The 16,570-nt window shown below is 73.6% G+C and carries 14 protein-coding genes; 3 read left to right on the top strand and 11 right to left on the bottom strand.

Going from position 1 to position 16,570, the window contains the following annotated elements; all coding sequences use genetic code 11:
• Nucleotides 1-163 precede the first annotated feature (163 nt).
• The gene (locus AB0A90_RS31245) at nucleotides 164-1,054 is read left to right on the top strand and encodes a septum formation family protein (RefSeq protein ID WP_357254859.1); all 891 of its coding nucleotides are present in this window, start codon (nucleotides 164-166) and stop codon (nucleotides 1,052-1,054) included.
• An 82-nt stretch (nucleotides 1,055-1,136) separates the two neighbouring features.
• Nucleotides 1,137-2,027: a septum formation family protein gene (locus tag AB0A90_RS31240; protein ID WP_357254857.1), complete on the top strand. Its 891-nt coding sequence runs from the start codon at nucleotides 1,137-1,139 to the stop codon at nucleotides 2,025-2,027.
• A gap of 47 nt (nucleotides 2,028-2,074) precedes the next feature.
• On the opposite strand, the gene AB0A90_RS31235 is transcribed toward AB0A90_RS31240, so the two are convergent.
• The 4 genes from AB0A90_RS31235 to AB0A90_RS31220 all read right to left on the bottom strand — a co-directional run bounded on the left by AB0A90_RS31235 (nucleotide 2,075) and on the right by AB0A90_RS31220 (nucleotide 7,676).
• Nucleotides 2,075-3,553, bottom strand: coding sequence for a transcription antitermination factor NusB (locus AB0A90_RS31235; RefSeq protein WP_357254939.1), 1,479 nt, complete (start codon nucleotides 3,551-3,553; stop codon nucleotides 2,075-2,077).
• The gene (gene fmt / locus AB0A90_RS31230; protein WP_357254855.1) at nucleotides 3,508-4,434 is read right to left on the bottom strand and encodes a methionyl-tRNA formyltransferase; all 927 of its coding nucleotides are present in this window, start codon (nucleotides 4,432-4,434) and stop codon (nucleotides 3,508-3,510) included. Before fmt ends, AB0A90_RS31235 begins: the two co-directional genes overlap by 46 nt.
• Before the next feature lie 5 nt (nucleotides 4,435-4,439).
• On the bottom strand, nucleotides 4,440-4,997 hold the full coding sequence (gene def / locus AB0A90_RS31225; protein WP_357254853.1) for a peptide deformylase: 558 nt from the start codon (nucleotides 4,995-4,997) through the stop codon (nucleotides 4,440-4,442).
• Between the two features lie 189 nt (nucleotides 4,998-5,186).
• Nucleotides 5,187-7,676: a tetratricopeptide repeat protein gene (locus AB0A90_RS31220; protein WP_357254851.1), complete on the bottom strand. Its 2,490-nt coding sequence runs from the start codon at nucleotides 7,674-7,676 to the stop codon at nucleotides 5,187-5,189.
• A gap of 242 nt (nucleotides 7,677-7,918) precedes the next feature.
• Between AB0A90_RS31220 and AB0A90_RS31215 the strand changes: the two genes are divergently transcribed.
• Nucleotides 7,919-9,199, top strand: coding sequence for a hypothetical protein (locus AB0A90_RS31215; protein WP_357254848.1), 1,281 nt, complete (start codon nucleotides 7,919-7,921; stop codon nucleotides 9,197-9,199).
• A gap of 79 nt (nucleotides 9,200-9,278) precedes the next feature.
• Here AB0A90_RS31215 and AB0A90_RS31210 read toward each other — a convergent pair whose 3' ends face one another.
• From AB0A90_RS31210 to mihF, 7 genes are all read right to left on the bottom strand, one after another.
• Complete coding sequence (locus AB0A90_RS31210; RefSeq protein WP_357254846.1) at nucleotides 9,279-10,262, bottom strand: AAA family ATPase; 984 nt, start codon at nucleotides 10,260-10,262, stop codon at nucleotides 9,279-9,281.
• Between the two features lie 258 nt (nucleotides 10,263-10,520).
• Entirely contained in the window at nucleotides 10,521-12,632 is a 2,112-nt protein-coding gene (locus tag AB0A90_RS31205) for a primosome assembly protein PriA (protein ID WP_357254845.1), read from the bottom strand.
• 59 nt (nucleotides 12,633-12,691) lie between these two features.
• Nucleotides 12,692-13,885, bottom strand: coding sequence for a methionine adenosyltransferase (gene metK, locus AB0A90_RS31200; protein ID WP_357254843.1), 1,194 nt, complete (start codon nucleotides 13,883-13,885; stop codon nucleotides 12,692-12,694).
• A gap of 87 nt (nucleotides 13,886-13,972) precedes the next feature.
• Entirely contained in the window at nucleotides 13,973-15,181 is a 1,209-nt protein-coding gene (gene coaBC, locus AB0A90_RS31195) for a bifunctional phosphopantothenoylcysteine decarboxylase/phosphopantothenate--cysteine ligase CoaBC (protein ID WP_357254841.1), read from the bottom strand.
• Between the two features lie 14 nt (nucleotides 15,182-15,195).
• On the bottom strand, nucleotides 15,196-15,459 hold the full coding sequence (gene rpoZ / locus AB0A90_RS31190; RefSeq protein WP_030335666.1) for a DNA-directed RNA polymerase subunit omega: 264 nt from the start codon (nucleotides 15,457-15,459) through the stop codon (nucleotides 15,196-15,198).
• A gap of 65 nt (nucleotides 15,460-15,524) precedes the next feature.
• Nucleotides 15,525-16,058 (bottom strand): guanylate kinase, encoded by a 534-nt coding sequence (locus tag AB0A90_RS31185; protein WP_357254839.1) that lies wholly within the window; start codon nucleotides 16,056-16,058, stop codon nucleotides 15,525-15,527.
• A gap of 25 nt (nucleotides 16,059-16,083) precedes the next feature.
• Nucleotides 16,084-16,401, bottom strand: a complete 318-nt coding sequence (gene mihF / locus AB0A90_RS31180) for an integration host factor, actinobacterial type (RefSeq protein WP_030335662.1) — start codon at nucleotides 16,399-16,401, stop codon at nucleotides 16,084-16,086.
• Nucleotides 16,402-16,570: the final 169 nt, after the last annotated feature.

Below are 16,570 nucleotides of genomic sequence, written 5' to 3'. Positions count from 1 at the left end.
TAGGCGCTCCGGACTGCCGAATCCGGACGAACAGACATGAGTGGCTGGCCGATCGACGGAAACGCGACGACACTCCAAGCGGGACGGTGCCGAAGGGCGCACGCCCGCCGGGGTTTCGCCGCGGGGCGCGGTGACCGGCCGCCAGCTCCCGGAAGGGCGGACGATGCGACGGTGGCTTCCAGCGCTGGCGCTGGCCGGCGTCACGACGATGCTGCTGGCCGGCTGCTCGCCGGCGCGGGGCGCGGACGGTGATCTCACCGACGACTGGCCGGCGCTTCGGGACCCGACGCCGTTCACCCCCGCCACCGACACCTGCCTGCCCCGGATCACCGGCGTCGTGCAGGCCAGCACCTACGAGACGGTGGACTGCGCGCGCAACCACCTCGCCGAGGCCATCCACGTCGGCACCTTCGTCGGGCCCGACGCGCTGACCGAGACCCGGCCGGAGCCTGGATCGGCGGCGCTGCGCACGGCCCGCGCCGAGTGCGACCAACGGGCCCGGGAGGTGCTCGGCGGCGACTGGCACACCGCCCGGCTCACCCTGTCCCTGGCGCTGCCGTCGGCACCGGCCTGGGCCGGCGGCGCGCGCTGGTTCCGCTGCGACCTCAGCGAGACCGGCAGCATCGACAACACCCGCCCGGTGAACCGCACCGGCAGCCTGCGGGGCGCGTTGATCGGCGACAGCCCGCTGACCCACCGCTGCTTCGACCCCAAGCTGATCGGCGACAACCTCAACTACATGGCGCCGGTGCTCTGCACCGAGCCGCACCGCGCCGAGTTCGTGGGCGTCTACCAGGAACGCGACGCCACCTGGGCCGAGTTCAGCGGGTCCGCCGCGCAGTCGCACCGGCGCTGCATGGAGTTGATCGCCGCGTACGCGGCCGTGCCGAACAACAAGGACCTCCCGTACCGGGCCGGGTCCATCTACTACCCGCCGTCACAACGGGAGTGGGAGGAGGGCGACCGTGGCGTGCGCTGTTTCCTGTGGAGCGACGACCGCAAACTCACCCGCTCGATGCGCGGCGCCGGCCCCGAGGGACTGCCCGCCATCTGAGGATGGGTGCCGTATGCTGCTGCGCCGTGGCGCTACCGACCGGCGGGGTCCGGCCGGAGGCCACAGTGGCGGGAGGTCAGCGATGCGACGGTGGTGGGCGGCGTACGCCGGGGGTGCGGCCCTGGCCCTGGTACTGACCGGGTGCAGCGCACCCGCCGGAGTCGACACCGACCTCGTGGACGACTGGCCGGCACCCGTCGCGGCGCAGCAGTTCGTGCCCGCCGCCGACGTCTGCCACCTGACCTCTCAGCAGGTCGGCTTCCTGACCGGCTACAACCCGACGGCGTGCACCGAATCGCATCTGGTCGAGACCATGCACGTCGGCACGCTCACCGGCCCGAACGCCCAGCCCGGCACGCCCCCGCAGCCCGGCTCGGCGAGCATGCGGGCCGCGCAGGCCGGGTGCGACACGGAGGTCAACAAGGCGGTGGGCGCCGACTGGCGTTCCGGGCGGATCGGCCTGACCGTGGTGCTGCCGTCGCCGCAGGCCTGGGCGGGCGGCGCCCGGTGGTACCGCTGCGACGTCAGCGAGATCGCCAGCATCGACGACACCACCGTCGACCCGCGCACCGGCAGCCTCCGGGGCGCGCTGTCCGGCGCGGCACCGCTGGCGTACCGCTGCTTCAACCCCAAGCTGGTCAAGGACGACATCGACGAGATGCTGCCGGTCTCCTGCACGGCCAAGCACCACGCCGAGTTCGTCGGGGTCTGGCAGGCCCCGGCGGTCAGTTTCGCCGAGTTCTCCCGCACCGTGAAGAAGACCCACCGGGCCTGCCAGACGATGATCGCCAGGTACGCCAAGGTGCCGGACAACTCCCAGCTCGAGTTCCGCGCCGGCACGATCTTCTACCAGCCGTACGAGGAGGAGTGGAAGAACGGCAACCGCGGCGTGCAGTGCTTCCTCTGGATCTCCGACCGGAACCTGACCCGCTCGATGCGCAACGCCGGCACCAAGGGGCTCCCGGTCACCTGAGCGTCCGACGTCCGGCCGGTCGGGTGACCGGCCGGACGTGAGCCCCGTCAGCCTCGCCGCAGGACGGCGAGGAACATCGCGTCGGTGCCGTGGCGGTGCGGCCAGAGCTGCACCGTCGGCCCGTCACCCAGGCCGGGCATGCCGGCCGGCAGCAGCGATCGGGCGTCGACGAAGTCCACCGCGACACCACTGCGGCGGGCCGCCTCGGTCACCGTCACGTGCGTCTCGACGGTGTGCGGCGAGCAGGTCACGTAGGCGACCAGACCACCCGGGCGGACCGCCCGCAACGCCGCGCCCAGCAACTCCCGTTGCAGCCGGGTCAGCGGCGGCAGGTCGGACGGTTCGCGACGCCACCGCGACTCCGGCCGACGCCGCAGCGAGCCCAGCCCCGTGCAGGGAGCGTCCACCAGCACCCGGTCGAAGTGCTGCTCCGGCAGCTTCGGGTCGGCGCCCACGTCACGGCCGTCCATCGCCAGCACGGTCACCGGCAGGTCGCGGGTGGCCAGGGAGACCAGCCGGGCGCGGTGCTCGGCCACCTCCACCGCGGTCACCCGCGCGCCACGCTGCGCGGCCAACGCGCCGAGCAGGCCGGCCTTGCCGCCCGGGCCGGCGCACAGGTCCAACCACCGCCCGTCCGGGCCGTCCAGCGGCGCGTCGGCGAGTGCCGCCGCGACCAGTTGGGAACCCTCGTCCTGGACGTGGGCACGGCCGTCGACCACCGCCGGGATGTCGCCCGGCGCACCGCCGGGCAGATAGACGGTGTACGGCGAGAAGGCGCCGGGCGCCCCACCGACCTGGTCGGCCAGCTCGATCGGGTCGATCAGGCCCGGCCGGGCGCACAGGTGCACCGGGGGACGCTCGTTGTCCTCGATCAGGAGCCGGGCCGTCTCACCGAGATCGCCGTCGAGCGCTTCGGAGAAGGCCCGCACGATCCACTGCGGATGGCTGTACGCCAACGCCAGGTGCCCGACCGGGTCGGTCTCCATCGGTGGGGCGAGTTTCGCCACCCAGGCGTCCGCGTCCCGGCTGGACACCTCGCGCAGCACCGCGTTGGCGAAGCCGGTCGCGCCCGGTGCGACCGAACGGACCAGGTCGACTGTCGACGACACCGCGGCGTGCGCCGGCACCCGGGTGTGCAGGAGCTGGTACGCCCCGAGCCGCAGCGCGTCGCGGACCGGCGGGTCGATCCGGGCCACGTCCCGGCCGGCGGCGTCGGTCAGGATCGCGTCCAACGTGCCCAGGTTGCGCAGGGTGCCGTAGGTCAGCTCGGTGGCGAAGGCCGCGTCCCGGCCGAACAGCCCCTCCTCCCGCAGGATGATGGGCAGCACCAGGTTGGCGAACGCGTCGTCGCGGTGCACGGCGGCCACCGCCTCGTACGCCGCACGGCGCGGGCGGTCCAGTGGTGGCCGGACCGGCCGGCGGTCCCCGCCACGACCCGGGGGCGGGCCGGAGCGGGTCGGACGGGTGCCTTCCGGGGCGGTCACGCGAAGTCCTCTCCGGCGCCGACCCGGACGCCGCGCGCCCAGTCGGTCGCGCCCATGGCCCGCTTGCCCGCGGCGCGGACCTCACCGAGGCGCACCGGCACGGTCGCCGTGCCGGCCAACACCCGGGACTTCTCCACCAGCAGCTCCCCCGGCTTCAACTCGGGGCCGTCGGGTACCGGCACGACCGGGCCGAGCTTCACCCGCTCGCCCCGGAACGTGGTCCAGCCGCCCGGGGCCGGCGTGCAGGCCCGGATCCGGCGGTCCACGGCGAACGCCGGGTCACCCCAGCGGACCCGGGCGTCGTCCACGGTCAGCTTCGGCGCCAGCGACACCCCGTCGGCAGGCTGCGGCTCGGCGCGGGCGGTGCCGTCGGCGATCGCGTCGAGCACCGCCACGAGCAACCCGGCACCGGACTCGGCGAGCCGTTCCAGCAGGTCACCGGAAGTGTCGGCGGCCCGGATCTCGTCGGTGAGGGTGCCGTAGACCGGGCCGGTGTCCAGACCCTCCTCCAGCTGGAAGACGCTGGCCCCGGTCAGCTCGTCGCCGTGCAGCACGGCGTGCTGCACGGGAGCCGCGCCCCGCCACGCCGGCAGCAGCGAGAAGTGCAGGTTGATCCAGCCGTACCGGGGGATCTCCAGGGCGGCCGGTGGCACCAGTGCGCCGTAGGCGACCACCGGCACGCAGTCCGGTGCGAGCTCGCGCAGCCGGTCGAGGAACTCGGGGTCGCGGGGGCGCTCCGGCGTGAGCACCTCGACGCCGTGCGCGTCGGCCCACTCGCCGACCGGGGAGCGGGACAGGCCACGCCCACGCCCGGCGGGCGCGTCCGGCCGGGTGACCACGGCGACCAGGTCGTGCTGCGACGCGGCGACGGCGGCCAGGGCGGGAACGGCGACGGCCGGCGTACCGGCGAAGAGCACACGCATCGGGGTCACCGACCCAGACCGAAGGGGTCGCTGATGTGCGGGCTCAGCTTGACCGTGGGTGGGGCCGCCGCGTCGTACCAGTCGGCCTGACGGATCGCCTTCATGGCTTCCTTGCGCCCCTCCTGGTCCAGCCGGTCCAGGAACAGCACCCCGTCGAGGTGGTCGGTCTCGTGCTGCACGCAACGCGCCATCAGGCCGGTGCCGACGATCTGCACCGGGTCACCGAAGGAGCTGAAGCCCTTCGCGATGACATTCTGCCGACGCTTGGTGTCGAAGTAGAGGCCGGGAATCGACAGGCAGCCCTCCGGGCCGTCCTGCTCCTCCTCGTCCGGAAACTCCAGTACCGGATTGATCAGGTGCCCGAGCACGTCGTCGACGTCGAAGGTGAACACCCGCAGACTCACGCCGAGCTGCGGCGCGGCCAGGCCGGCGCCGTTCTGCTCACGCATCGTGTCGGTCAGGTCGGCCACGAGCCGACGCAGCTCGGCGTCGAAGGTGACCACCGGATCGGCCGGCGTGCGCAGCACCGGATCCCCAAACAGACGGATGGGCTGAACGGTCACGCGGGATGGCTCCTTCGACAGGTGGATGGGCGTCACGTACCAGTCTACGGAGTGCCCGGCCGCGCGCTGGCCGGCGTACCTCGATCGGCCACCGCAGGTGTGCCCAGCGTCACCGGCCGGCCGCCGGGCACCGGCCGAGCGCGCCCGGCCCCGGCCCCTCGCCGACGTCCGGGCGGCCCGTGCGGAGCGTCAGCCCCACGCCGAGCACCTGGGCGTCGCCCGGCTCAGCAGGTCACGTACCCGCTCGACGTCGGGGTGACCGAGATCGTCGAGGATGCCCAGGGCCCGCCGCCAGGTGCGGACGGCGCCCGCCGTGTCCCCCGCCGCGTCTCGGCTCTCGCCGAGGCGGGCCAGGGTGTCCGCCTCGTCGTAGCGGTCGCTGACCCGCCGGTACAACCCGAGCGCCCGCTGGTAACAGCGGATCGCCGCGCGGTGGTCACCCAGCCGGGCGTGGATGAAGCCGAGGCTGTCCCAGGTGTTCGCCTCACCGTGCCGGTCCCCGGTCGGACGCAGCAACACCAACGCCTGCTCACAGTGCGCGAGCGCGGGCCCGTACTGGCCGAGCTGGGCGTGTGCCCAACCGACCGCGTTGCGGGCGCTGGCCTCCCCGGCCGGATGACCGGCGGCCCGGTACAGCGCCAGGGCCCGCTGGCCGTGGTCCAGCGCCTCGGCGTACCGGCCGAGCCCGTCGAGCATCGCGCCGAACGCCCGGTGGGTGCGCGCCTGCCCGGTGTGGTCACCCAACGCCTCGAAGATCACCAGGGCCTGGCGGTAGTTCCGGGCCGCCTCGTCCACCCGGCCCAGCCGGGAGAGCACCCGGGCCAGGTCGCGGTGGGCGTTCGCCTGCCCCAGCCGGTCACCCGCGCGCCGCGCCCCGGCCAGGGCGGCCCGCTGGGCGACCGCCAGGTCCGTCCACCGCCCCCGACGCTGCAGGAAATCCACGAGTGTCCAGGCCAACTGCCAGGCGTGCCCGTCGAACCCGGCACGTCTCGCGTGTGCGACCGCCGCCAGCAGCACCGGGTACTCGATGGTGAACCAGGTGAGCGCCTGACCGTGGTCGGTGATCTCCTCGGGCAGCACACCCGGTGGGGCGGCGGCCAGAGCGACCGGATCCCGGCCCGGTTGCAGCAGCAACGCCGCCGCGTGGGCGGTGTGCAGGTAGTGGTCCAGCCCACGCCGGATCGCCGCCCGCCGGGCCTGCGCCGGTTCGAGGCGTTCCGCCAGCTCCGCCGCGTACGCCCGGAGGAGGTCGTGTGCGCCGAACCGCCCGGGGGCCTGCTCGGTGACCAGGTGGGCGTGGGCCAGCTCCGCCAGCAGTCGAGGCACCTGGCCCCGGGGCAGCCCGGCCAGGCTGGCCGCCGCGGCGACCCCGATCTCCGGCCCCGGATGGCAGCCGAACAGCCGGAACAGACGCGCCGCCGCAGGCGTGAGGCTCCGGTACGACCACGAGAAGACCGCCTGCACGTCGCTGCCGGCGTCGCCACCGTCGAACGAGTCCAGCGGGTGCGGCGCCTCCCGCAGCTCGTGGGCGAGGGCGGCCAGGCCGAAGGCGGGGTTCGCCGCGCCTCGGGCGGCGAGCACCGCCAGCGCCAGCGGCAGCCGCGCGCACCGCTCGATGATCTCGTCCACCGCCCGCGGTTCGGCCGCCAACCGGTCCGCGCCGAGCCGCCGGCCCAACAGTTGCCAGGCCTCGACGGTGCTGAGCAGGCCGACGCCGATCGGGCGGGCGCCGTCGGCGGCGATCAGACCGGCGAGCCGGTTGCGGCTGGTGACCAGGACCAGGCAGCTCGGGTTGCCGACCAGCAGGGGACGGACCTGGTCGATGTCGCGGGCATTGTCGAGCAGCACCAGCATCCGGCGACCGGCGAGCAGACTGCGATAGAGGCCCACCTGCGCGGAGAGGTGGGTGGGGATTCGTTCGGGCGGCACCTCGAGGGCCTCCAGGAAACCCCGGACCGCCTCGACGGCAGTCACCACCACCCCGGAGGAGTCGAACCCGCGCAGGTCGACGTAGAGCTGGCCGTCCGGGAAACGGGCGGCGACCCGGTGCGCCCAGTACACCGCGAGGGTCGTCTTGCCGACCCCGGCCGTGCCGGACAACGTCAGGACGGTGCCCGGCGCCATGCTGTCGTCCCCGGACCCGCCGGGGCTGGCACACGCGGCGTCGAGCTCGGCGAGCTGGGCGGCACGCCCGACGAACCCCGGCAGCGCCGGGGGCAGTTGGCGGGGCACCGGGAAGCGGGCCGGCGGCGTACCGGGGCGTGGGGCGCCGGCCCTGGCCCGTCCGGCCCCGGCACTCGCCCGTCCGGTCGTCGCGTGGTCCCGGTTCGGACTTCGGCGGCGCTCCTCGACCCGGTCCCGTGCCGTGGCCAGTGCCCCCTGCTCGGCAGGGGCGGCACCGAGCAGCCTGATGAGCGCGTCGAACCGCTCCGGCGGAGGCAGGATGTTGCCGGCGAAGTACTCCCCGATGATTCCGCGCGACCAGCCGGTCTTCGCCGCCAGTTGCCGGTACGTCAGTTGGGTCTCGCCCTGCTGCCGGGCTTCCCGACGGCGCAACTGGCGCAGCAGCCCGGCCAGTTCCTGCAACGTCTGCGCCTCGCCGGCGGCATGGGTCACCTCGAACGCCGCGGACGATCCCGGTGCCGCCGATCGACCGGAAGGTACCCGTTGGTCGGACATGCGGCTCCCACCCCCCGGTCACCCGGCCGCCCCGGATGCGCACGGGCAGGCTAATTCCGCCCCAGCGCCGGTCGATAGGCGAGCGCCGATGTCTGACAGTTCCACGTCGGACAGTGGACCGTCCGGCGCTGTCCGGTGGTGTCCAGCCCCGTCCAGGATCCGCCTCGCGGCGCCGACGTCCCGTGCCACCGTCCTGGTGCGGGTTCGGCCCGCTCCACTACCCCTGGGGGAAGAGGTACCTGATGATCCGTCCACATCTGACCGTCCGGCGGTCTCCGTCGCTGCTGCGGCGCGTCGCCGTCGCCGCGTTCGGCCTCACGCTGCTCGCCGCGGGCGTGACCGCCGCACCGGCCACCGCCGCACCCGGAGGCAAGGCCGCCACCGCCGGCTCGTTCGTCGACAGCACACCGGTGCCCGGCGGCTTCGCCTCCTGGTCGGAGCTGCTCCGGCTCCAGGAGCGGATGAACACCGCCGCCGCGCGGATCACGAACGCCGCCGAGCGCAGCGCGAACTCCGGCTTCGCCGGAATCGTCGCCGATCCCACCACCCGGCACCTCCAGGTCTACTGGAAGGGCGAGCCGCCGGCCAACCTGGTGGCCACCACCCGGGCCACCGTCGCCACCAAAGTGCTGTCCGCCCCGTACTCGCAGCGGGAGCTCGTCGCCGCGGCCGACCGGCTGCGGGCCAAGGTCGGCAACCAGATCACCACGGTCGGGCCTCGCGCCGACGGCGCCGGCCTGCTCGTCGGCACCCAGGACGGTCTGCTCGGCGCGTCGGCACTCGCCGGCGTCCCGGTGACCGTGCAGACCGGGGTCGCCGCCGCGCCGGCCACCCGGTGGGACGACAGCCCGCCGTGGTGGGGTGGCGCCGCGTGGCGCAACACCGCGACCGGCGGTGGCTGCTCGACCGGCTTCGGCGTCTACCAGGGCGGGGTGACGCGGGTGCTCTCCGCCGCGCACTGCGCCAACCTCAACGTCCTGGCGACCGACCCGACCGGGCAGACGATCGGCACCGTCGGCACCCGCAACGTCAGCACCGACACCCTGCTGCTCAACGGCAGCGGCGGTGGCCGGGTCTTCAACAACAGCACCAACGCGGCCGGCCAGGTGGTCAGTGAGTTCAACAACCAGGTGATCGGCGCGACGGCCAGCCAGGTCGGCAACTGGGTGTGCACCTCCGGCGCGTACTCCGGCACCCGCTGCTCGATCCAGGTGAAGGCCCGCAACCTGTGCATCAACGTGCGCAACTTCGGCACGGTCTGCGGTCAGGTGCAGGCGGAGAACACCACCCGCACCAACGCCGTCGGTCAGGGTGACAGCGGCGGCCCGGTGGAGATCGTGAACGCGGCGAACACCCTCCAGGTCTGGGCGACCGGGACCAACACCGCCATCGACGACACCAACACCTCGGTGGCCTGTACCGGCTACGTCCCCACCGGTCGGACCTGCGCCTGGCGGTTCTACTACGAGGACATCTTCTCCGGCATGGCCGGCGTCGGCGCCTCCGGCGTGGTCCTCGGCTGAGGCATCGCCTCGACGCACCGACCGAACAGGTGGCCGGGCCGGCGCGCACCCCGCGTGCTGGCCCGGCCCATCGCTGGGCTCAGGCGCCGGCGGCCGGGTCCCCGGCGAGCACCGCGTCACCGCGCAGCAGCGCCGGCTCGGGCAGCGGCAGCTGGATCTTGTGGGCTGCCTCCCAGTCGTAGATCAGGCCGGGGCGCACCTGGGCGGCGAAGTAGTCGATCGCGCTCATCCCACCCACCACCGGCTCGTCGACCTCGGCGACCAGTTGGGCCGGGACCAGCGAGAACCCGTTCTGCAAGGCCGCACTGAGCCGACGGTGACCGTCGACGACGAAGAAGTACTCGCCGGTGAACCCGATCTTCAGCGGTTCGAGGGCCTCGTCGCCGGCCTCGGCCACGTCGCCGACGAAGTCGGTGTCCCACAGACCCCGCAGGGTGGCGATGTCCTCGGTCGGGTAGACGCGGGCCGGGTCCAGCAGCAGCAGCGGCGGACCGTCGCGCAGCACCTCGGCGCCGAGCGTGCCCTCGTACGCGGCGACGATGTGCTCGATCACCTCGGCCGCCGAGGCACGGGTGGTGTCGCAGATCAGGTCGTAGTTACGCAGTCGGGCCTTGTCCACCCCGTACCGGACGATGAACCGGCTGCGCTCGCTCGCGCTGCGTTCCCGGAGCTTGGCCTTGGCCTCCTCCAGGGAGGCGTAGCTCTCCGCCGGCCCGGACGGCCGGGCCAGCACCCGGCGGGCCGCCTCACCCGGCTCGGTGATCATGTGAACCTTGAGCGCGTCGGTGAAGAAGTGCCAGGCCAGCCGGGAGTCCATGACGAGGCGCTCACCGGAGGCGGCGATGTTCCGCTGGAGCTGGTCGACGTAGCCGTCGACGGCCTGGTCGAGCTCGGCGTGCAGATTGAGCTGCAGAGCGGTCATCTGCCGCTGCTGCGCCATCTCCCGGTAGAGGTCACCCACACTGACCCGGCGCATGCCGAGCCGCTTGGCGATCTCGACCGACACGGTGCTCTTGCCGCTGCCGAGGTCGCCGTTGAAGACGATCGATTGTCCAACGGTCACGACTGGTCCACCCCTGCTCACCGGCTCAAAGACATCATCGACATCGCGTCCGACCGACGCGTTCCCGCCATCGTCGCGCCATCCTGCGGCGGCCCCCAGCACGGCGCCTGTGACGCTCCGTCGCAACCTGGAGCCGTCGTACGCCTTGGCATGACGGGCGATGCTACCACTCCGCCGCCACCGCCCTGTCGGACGCGGTGTGCGAGGACCAACCGCGCGGGCCGGGCCCGTCGCCCGCCGACGCCCCCCCGAAACCGCTCAGAACAGGCTCAGCGGGTCGACCTGGAGACGAACCGGATCGGCGGCCTTGCGGGCGGCGCGCACACCCGCGGCCGAGTGCAGCGCCTCGGCGAGCGCCGCAGCCCGCGCCCGGGGCACCCGGACCAGCATCCGCTCCCGGCCCTCCTCGGCCGGCACCGGCCCGAGCACCTCGGCGTCGTCGGGCAGCCGGGCCGCGGCGAGCAGGTCGGCCACCGCCTCGGCCGCGCCGGTGACGCTCGCCATCCGGACGGCCGGTGGGAAGCCCAACTCCCGACGCTCGGCCAACTCCCGGCCGGCGAACCAGGCGGCGTCCCAGCGCAACAGCGCCTGCACCGGGGCGAGCGCACCGTCGGCGACCACCACCACCCGGCCCGCGGGTGCCGGGCGGGCCAGGGCCGCCGCCGCCAGCCAGCGACGCAACGCCTCCTCACCGGCGCGCAGGTCGGCCCGGGTCAGCAAAGCCCACGAGTCGAGCAGCAGCACCGCTCCGTAGCCGCCCGCAGCGACCGGCTCGGCGCCGGGCGTGGTCACCACGAGGGCGGCGCCGCCGGGCACGTCGGTCAGCACCTCCTCGCGCCCCGAGGTGCGCACCGGCACGCCGGGGAACGCCCGACCCAGTTCCTCGGCGGTCCGCCGGGCGCCGGTCACCGCGGCCCGCAGCCGCCGCCCACCGCACTGCGGGCAGGCGTACGCGGCAGCCACCCGGGCGCACCACCGGCAGGCCGGGGTGCCACCGGCCGAGGGCAGCGCGAGCGGCCCGGAGCAGTGCTCGCACCGGGCCGGGGTGCGGCACTCGGCGCAGGAGATCGACGGCAGGTAGCCGCGACGGGGCACCTGCACCAGCACCGGCAGGTCCTGCCGGAGAGCGTCGCGGGCGGCCGTCCAGGCCAGGCTGGGCAGTCGGGCGGTGGCGGCCCCCGGGTCGCGGGCCAGTTGCGGGTCGTCGCCGGTCGGCGCGATGGCCGGAATCCGGGCCCGCACGGTGGCCCGGTCGGCGACCACCTCCCGCGCCCAGCCGGTCTCCAGCAGCAACTGCGCCTCGGCGGTGCGGGCGTACCCGCCGACCAGCGCGCCGGCCTCGGCGAGCTGGACGCGGGTGAGCAGCACGTCGCGGGCGTGCGGATACGGCGACCGGGGCTCGGAGTGCAGGTCGTCACCGTCGTCCCAGATGGCGACCAGGCCGAGCCGGTCCACCGGGGCGAACATCGCCGCCCGGGTGCCGATCACCACCGGCACCTGCCCGCGACGGGCGGCGAGGAACGCCCGGTAGCGCCGGGCCGGACCGAGGGCGGCGGAGAGGCAGACGTGCCGCCCCGGGCCGAGCACGCCGGTGAGCGCGGCGTCCAGCCGGTCGAGGTCGCGGGCGTCGGGCACCACCACCACCGCGCCACGCCCGCCGGCGACGGTGGCGGCCACCGCGTCGGCGTAGCGGGCCGCCCAGTCCTCGCCGGGCAACGCCGACCAGACCGCGCGGGGCGCCCGGCCATCGGTGAGCGCCCGCAGCAGCGCCGGACCCGTCGGGTAGTCCCGCCACCCGCGCGGGTCGACCGGGTCGGCCGCCGGGTCGACGGCCGTCGGGTCTACGGCCGTCGGGTCTACGGCCGTCGGGTCTACGGCCGTCGGGTCTACGGCCGTCGGGTCTACGGCCGTCGGGTCTACGGCCGTCGGGTCGACGGTCTCGGGCCGCACGGTCGCGGACGCGGTGTGCCCCGGCCGCGCGGTCGAGGGTTCGGCGGCGGGCGGGTCGAGGGTGTCGGCGTCCGGTGGAACGGACGTGCCGTCGTCGCGGGGCTCCTTCTCGACCCGGGCGTGCCGGGGTGGGACGGCGAGCCGGAGCACGTCGGCGAGGCTGCCCGCGTACCGGTCGGCGACCGCGCGGGCCAGCCGGGCGATCTCGGGCGCCAGCACCGGCTCCGGCGAGACGACCTTCTCCAGGTACGCGAGGCGGCCGGTGTGCCCGGAGTCGTCGGCGCGCGACAGCAGCCACCCGTCGACGAGTTGCCCGGCGAAGCGCACCTTCACCCGGGTACCGGGCACCGCCACCTCGTCCAGCTCCGCCGGCACCAGGTAGTCGAACGGCCGGTCCAGGTGCGCCAGGCCGACGTCCACGCAGACGCGCGCGACCGGCGACCCGTCCGCGGGTCGCCGGTCGCTGCGCTTGGTGGCGGTCAGGCTCCCGCGGCCGACTTGAGGTCGGCGGCCCGGTCGGTGCTCTCCCAGGTGAGGTCCGGCAGCTCCCGGCCGAAGTGGCCGTACGCGGCGGTCTGCTGGTAGATCGGGCGGAGCAGGTTGAGGTCCCGGATGATCGCGGCCGGACGCAGGTCGAACACCTCGGTGACGGCCTTCTCGATCGACGCGACCGGCACGGTCTCGGTGCCGAACGTCTCGATGAACAGGCTCACCGGGTGGGCCTTGCCGATGGCGTAGGCGACCTGCGCCTCGCACCGCTCGGCCAGACCGGCGGCGACCACGTTCTTGGCGACCCAGCGCATGGCGTACGCGGCGGAGCGGTCCACCTTGGACGGGTCCTTGCCGGAGAACGCGCCGCCGCCGTGGCGGGCGTACCCGCCGTACGTGTCAACGATGATCTTGCGGCCGGTCAGGCCGGCGTCGCCCATCGGGCCGCCGATCTCGAACCGGCCGGTCGGGTTGACCAGAAGCCGGTAGCCGTCGGTGTCCAGGCCGAGGCTCTCCAACTCCGGAGCGATCACGTGGTCACGCACGTCGGGAGTGAGCAGCGAGTCCAGCGAGATGTCCGCGGCGTGCTGGCTGGACACGACCACGGTGTTCAGCCGGACCGGGCGCAGCCCCTCGTACTCGATGGTCACCTGGGTCTTGCCGTCCGGCCGCAGGTAGGGGATCGTGCCCTCCTTGCGCACGGCGGCCAGGCGGCGGGCCAGCCGGTGGGCGAGGGCGATCGGCAACGGCATCAGCTCGGGCGTCTCCGAGCAGGCGAAGCCGAACATCATGCCCTGGTCGCCGGCGCCCTGCGCGTCCAGCGCGCTCTCCGACGCCCCGGTCCGCAGCTCGAAGGCGTTGTCCACGCCCTGTGCGATGTCCTCGGACTGCGCGCCGATGGAGACGCTGACGCCGCAGGACGCGCCGTCGAAGCCCTTCTTCGACGAGTCGTAGCCGATGTCGAGGATGGTGCGGCGGACGATCGTCGGGATGTCCGCGTACGCCTTGGTGGTCACCTCACCGGCGATGTGCACCTGGCCAGTGGTGATCATGGTCTCCACCGCGACCCGACTGTGCGGATCCTCGGTCAGCAACGCGTCGAGGATGCCATCGCTGATCTGGTCGGCGATCTTGTCCGGGTGGCCTTCCGTGACCGATTCGGACGTGAAGAGGCGGCGTGTCACGGCACTCCTAAGCGTGTGAGGTCGTTCCGCGGCAGTCTAATCACCACTGCGGCCGGTGCAGGGACCGGTCGCGCTCCGTTCCACCCGTCAGGAGCGGACCGGCAGCCGCGCCACGACGAGATCCCAGACGGTGTCGGCCACGGCTTCCTTGGCCTGCTCGGGCAGCCGGCTGACCGAGCCGTCCGCGCCGATGACCGTCACCGTGTTGGTGTCGGCGCCGAAGACCAGGTCGGGACCGACCTCGTTGACGACGATCAGGTCGGCCCGCTTCCGAGCGAGTTTCGCTCGGCCGTTGGCCTCGGCGTCGCCGGTCTCGGCGGCGAACACCACAAGCAGCTGCTCCGCTCGTTTGCGCTGGCCGAGCTCCGCCGCGATGTCCGGGTTCGTGACGAGCTCGATGGTGGGCGCGACACCGTCGTCCGACTTCTTGATTTTGCCAGGCGCGTAGGCCGCCGGCCGGAAATCGGCCGGAGCCGCCGCCATCACCACCGCGTCGGCCTCGACGGCGGCCTTCAACGTCGCCTCCCGCAACTCGGCGGTGGTGCCGACCCGGATCAGGTCGACGCCGGCGGGGTCGGCGAGGGAGACGTTGGCCGCGATCAGGGTGACCCGGGCGCCTCGGGCGACCGCCGCGCGGGCGAACGCGTACCCCTGTTTGCCGGAGGAGCGGTTGCCCAGGAAGCGGACCGGGTCCAGCGGCTCCCGGGTGCCACCGGCGGTGACGACCAGCCGGCGGCCGGCCAGGTCGGCGGGGGCGGAGGCACCTCGGGCCAGGACCCGACGGGCGACGGCGAAGATCTCCGCCGGGTCGGGCAGCCGACCCTTGCCAGTGTCGACGCCGGTGAGCCGCCCGACTGCCGGTTCGATGACCCGGACCCCCCGGGAGCGCAGCGTGGCGACGTTGGCCACGGTGGCCGGGTGCTCCCACATCTCGGTGTGCATGGCCGGGGCCAGCAGCACCGGACAGCGGGCGGTCAGCAGGGTGTTGGTCAGCAGGTCGTCGGCGAGCCCGTGCGCGGCCTTGGCGAGCAGGTCGGTGGTGGTCGGTGCGACCACCACCAGGTCGGCCTGCTGACCGAGCCGGACGTGCGGCACCTCGTGCACGTCGGTCCAGACGTCGTCGGCGACCGGCTGGCCGGAGAGTGCCGCCCAAGTCGGCGCCCCGACGAACCGGAGCGCCGACGCGGTCGGCACGACCCGGACCCGGTGACCTGATTCGGTGAAGAGTCGCAGCAGCTCACACGCCTTGTAGGCGGCGATGCCGCCGCCGACCCCGAGGACGATCGAGGCGGACATCGGCCGGCGAGTGCTTACGGCTGGTCGGTCGGCTCGGCGGTGAGCAGGCCCGAGTTGATCTCGCGCATGGCGATGGAGAGGGGCTTCTCCTGCGGGGTGGTCTCGACGAGCGGGCCGACGTACTCCAGCAGGCCCTCGCCGAGCTGGCTGTAGTAGGCGTTGACCTGGCGCGCGCGCTTGGCGGCGAAGATGACGAGCGCGTACTTCGACGTCGTCTTCTCGAGGAGCTCGTCGATCGGCGGGTTGGTGATGCCTTCGGGGTTGGCGATGGATCCCACGAATTTGACCTCTGCGTCTTTCGAGCCGCGCGCACGCGGTGTTGAGTCTCAACGGCGGCCGGCGGTCAGCCGCGCACGCGCGACCAGGCCGGATCCGGATAAGAAGAACCGAGTAAGCCTACCAGCTCGTCGACCACCCGCTCGGTGCGGTCGTGGGTCAGCGTGTGCGTGAAGGCGGCCGCCACGGTGGGGTCGGGTTCGTACCCCGGTGGGCCCAGCAGCACCAGCCGCGCATCGGGCCGGCGGGCCCGCACCACCGCCGCGCCGGGCAGGTCGAGCGGGAGCAACACCGGCTGCCCGGCGTCGAGCCGGGCGCGCAGCGGTGGGTACGGCGTGCCCCGGCGGTATGCGCCGATCCGGGACCACTCCAACAGCTCGCCCGCGGCGAGCCGGCGATCGAACTCGGCGGGGGCGAGGAAAACGCGGTCGTCCCCGTCGATCTCCGCCTCCCGGCGCGGCCTGGTCGTGGCCGGCACCGGGATCCACACGGACGGAGAACGCGCCCGGACCAGCTCGACGACACTCTCCCTGCCGGAACCCGAAGGTCCAGCCAGGACAGTGAGCCGAGCAGCCGGGCGCGCCTCGTCATCCGTGCTCACTGCTTGTTTCTACACGCTGCCAGGTTCAGTTGGCGGCGAACTCTCCAAGCAGTGCCTTGCGCTGCTGCTCGCCGAGGCCACGCAGGCGACGGCTGTCCGCGATCTTGAGCTTCTCCATGATCTGGGTGGCCCGGATCTTGCCGATACCCGGCATGGCCTGCAGGACGGCCGAAACCTTGAGCTTGCCGACGACGTCGTCGCTCTCGGCGCGCTCGAGGACGGCACCAAGAGTGGTCTTGCCCTGCTTGAGCTGCTCCTTCAGCTGAGCACGGGCCTTGCGGATCTCCGCGGCCTTCTCGAGCGCGGCAGCGCGTTGTTCGGGGGTCAGTGACGGGAGCGGCACCAGTTCTCCTCAGGTCCCTATCGCGGCGGGCGGGGCGCACCGCCGCATCTGTGAAACGTGGTGTCGCTGTGAACCAAGGGGTCCATGGTTCCCAGCGCGGGGAAAACTAGCGGCCAACGGAGCTTTCGGCAACGTGGGGGCCGCATGATCACCGTAAGGTGACCGACCC

Source organism: Micromonospora sp. NPDC049204, assembly GCF_040647935.1.
In the GTDB taxonomy this organism is placed as follows: Bacteria; Actinomycetota; Actinomycetes; order Mycobacteriales; family Micromonosporaceae; genus Micromonospora.
The sequence above is the reverse complement of the archived record's forward strand: the minus strand, read 5'-3'. Positions and strand labels throughout refer to the sequence as shown.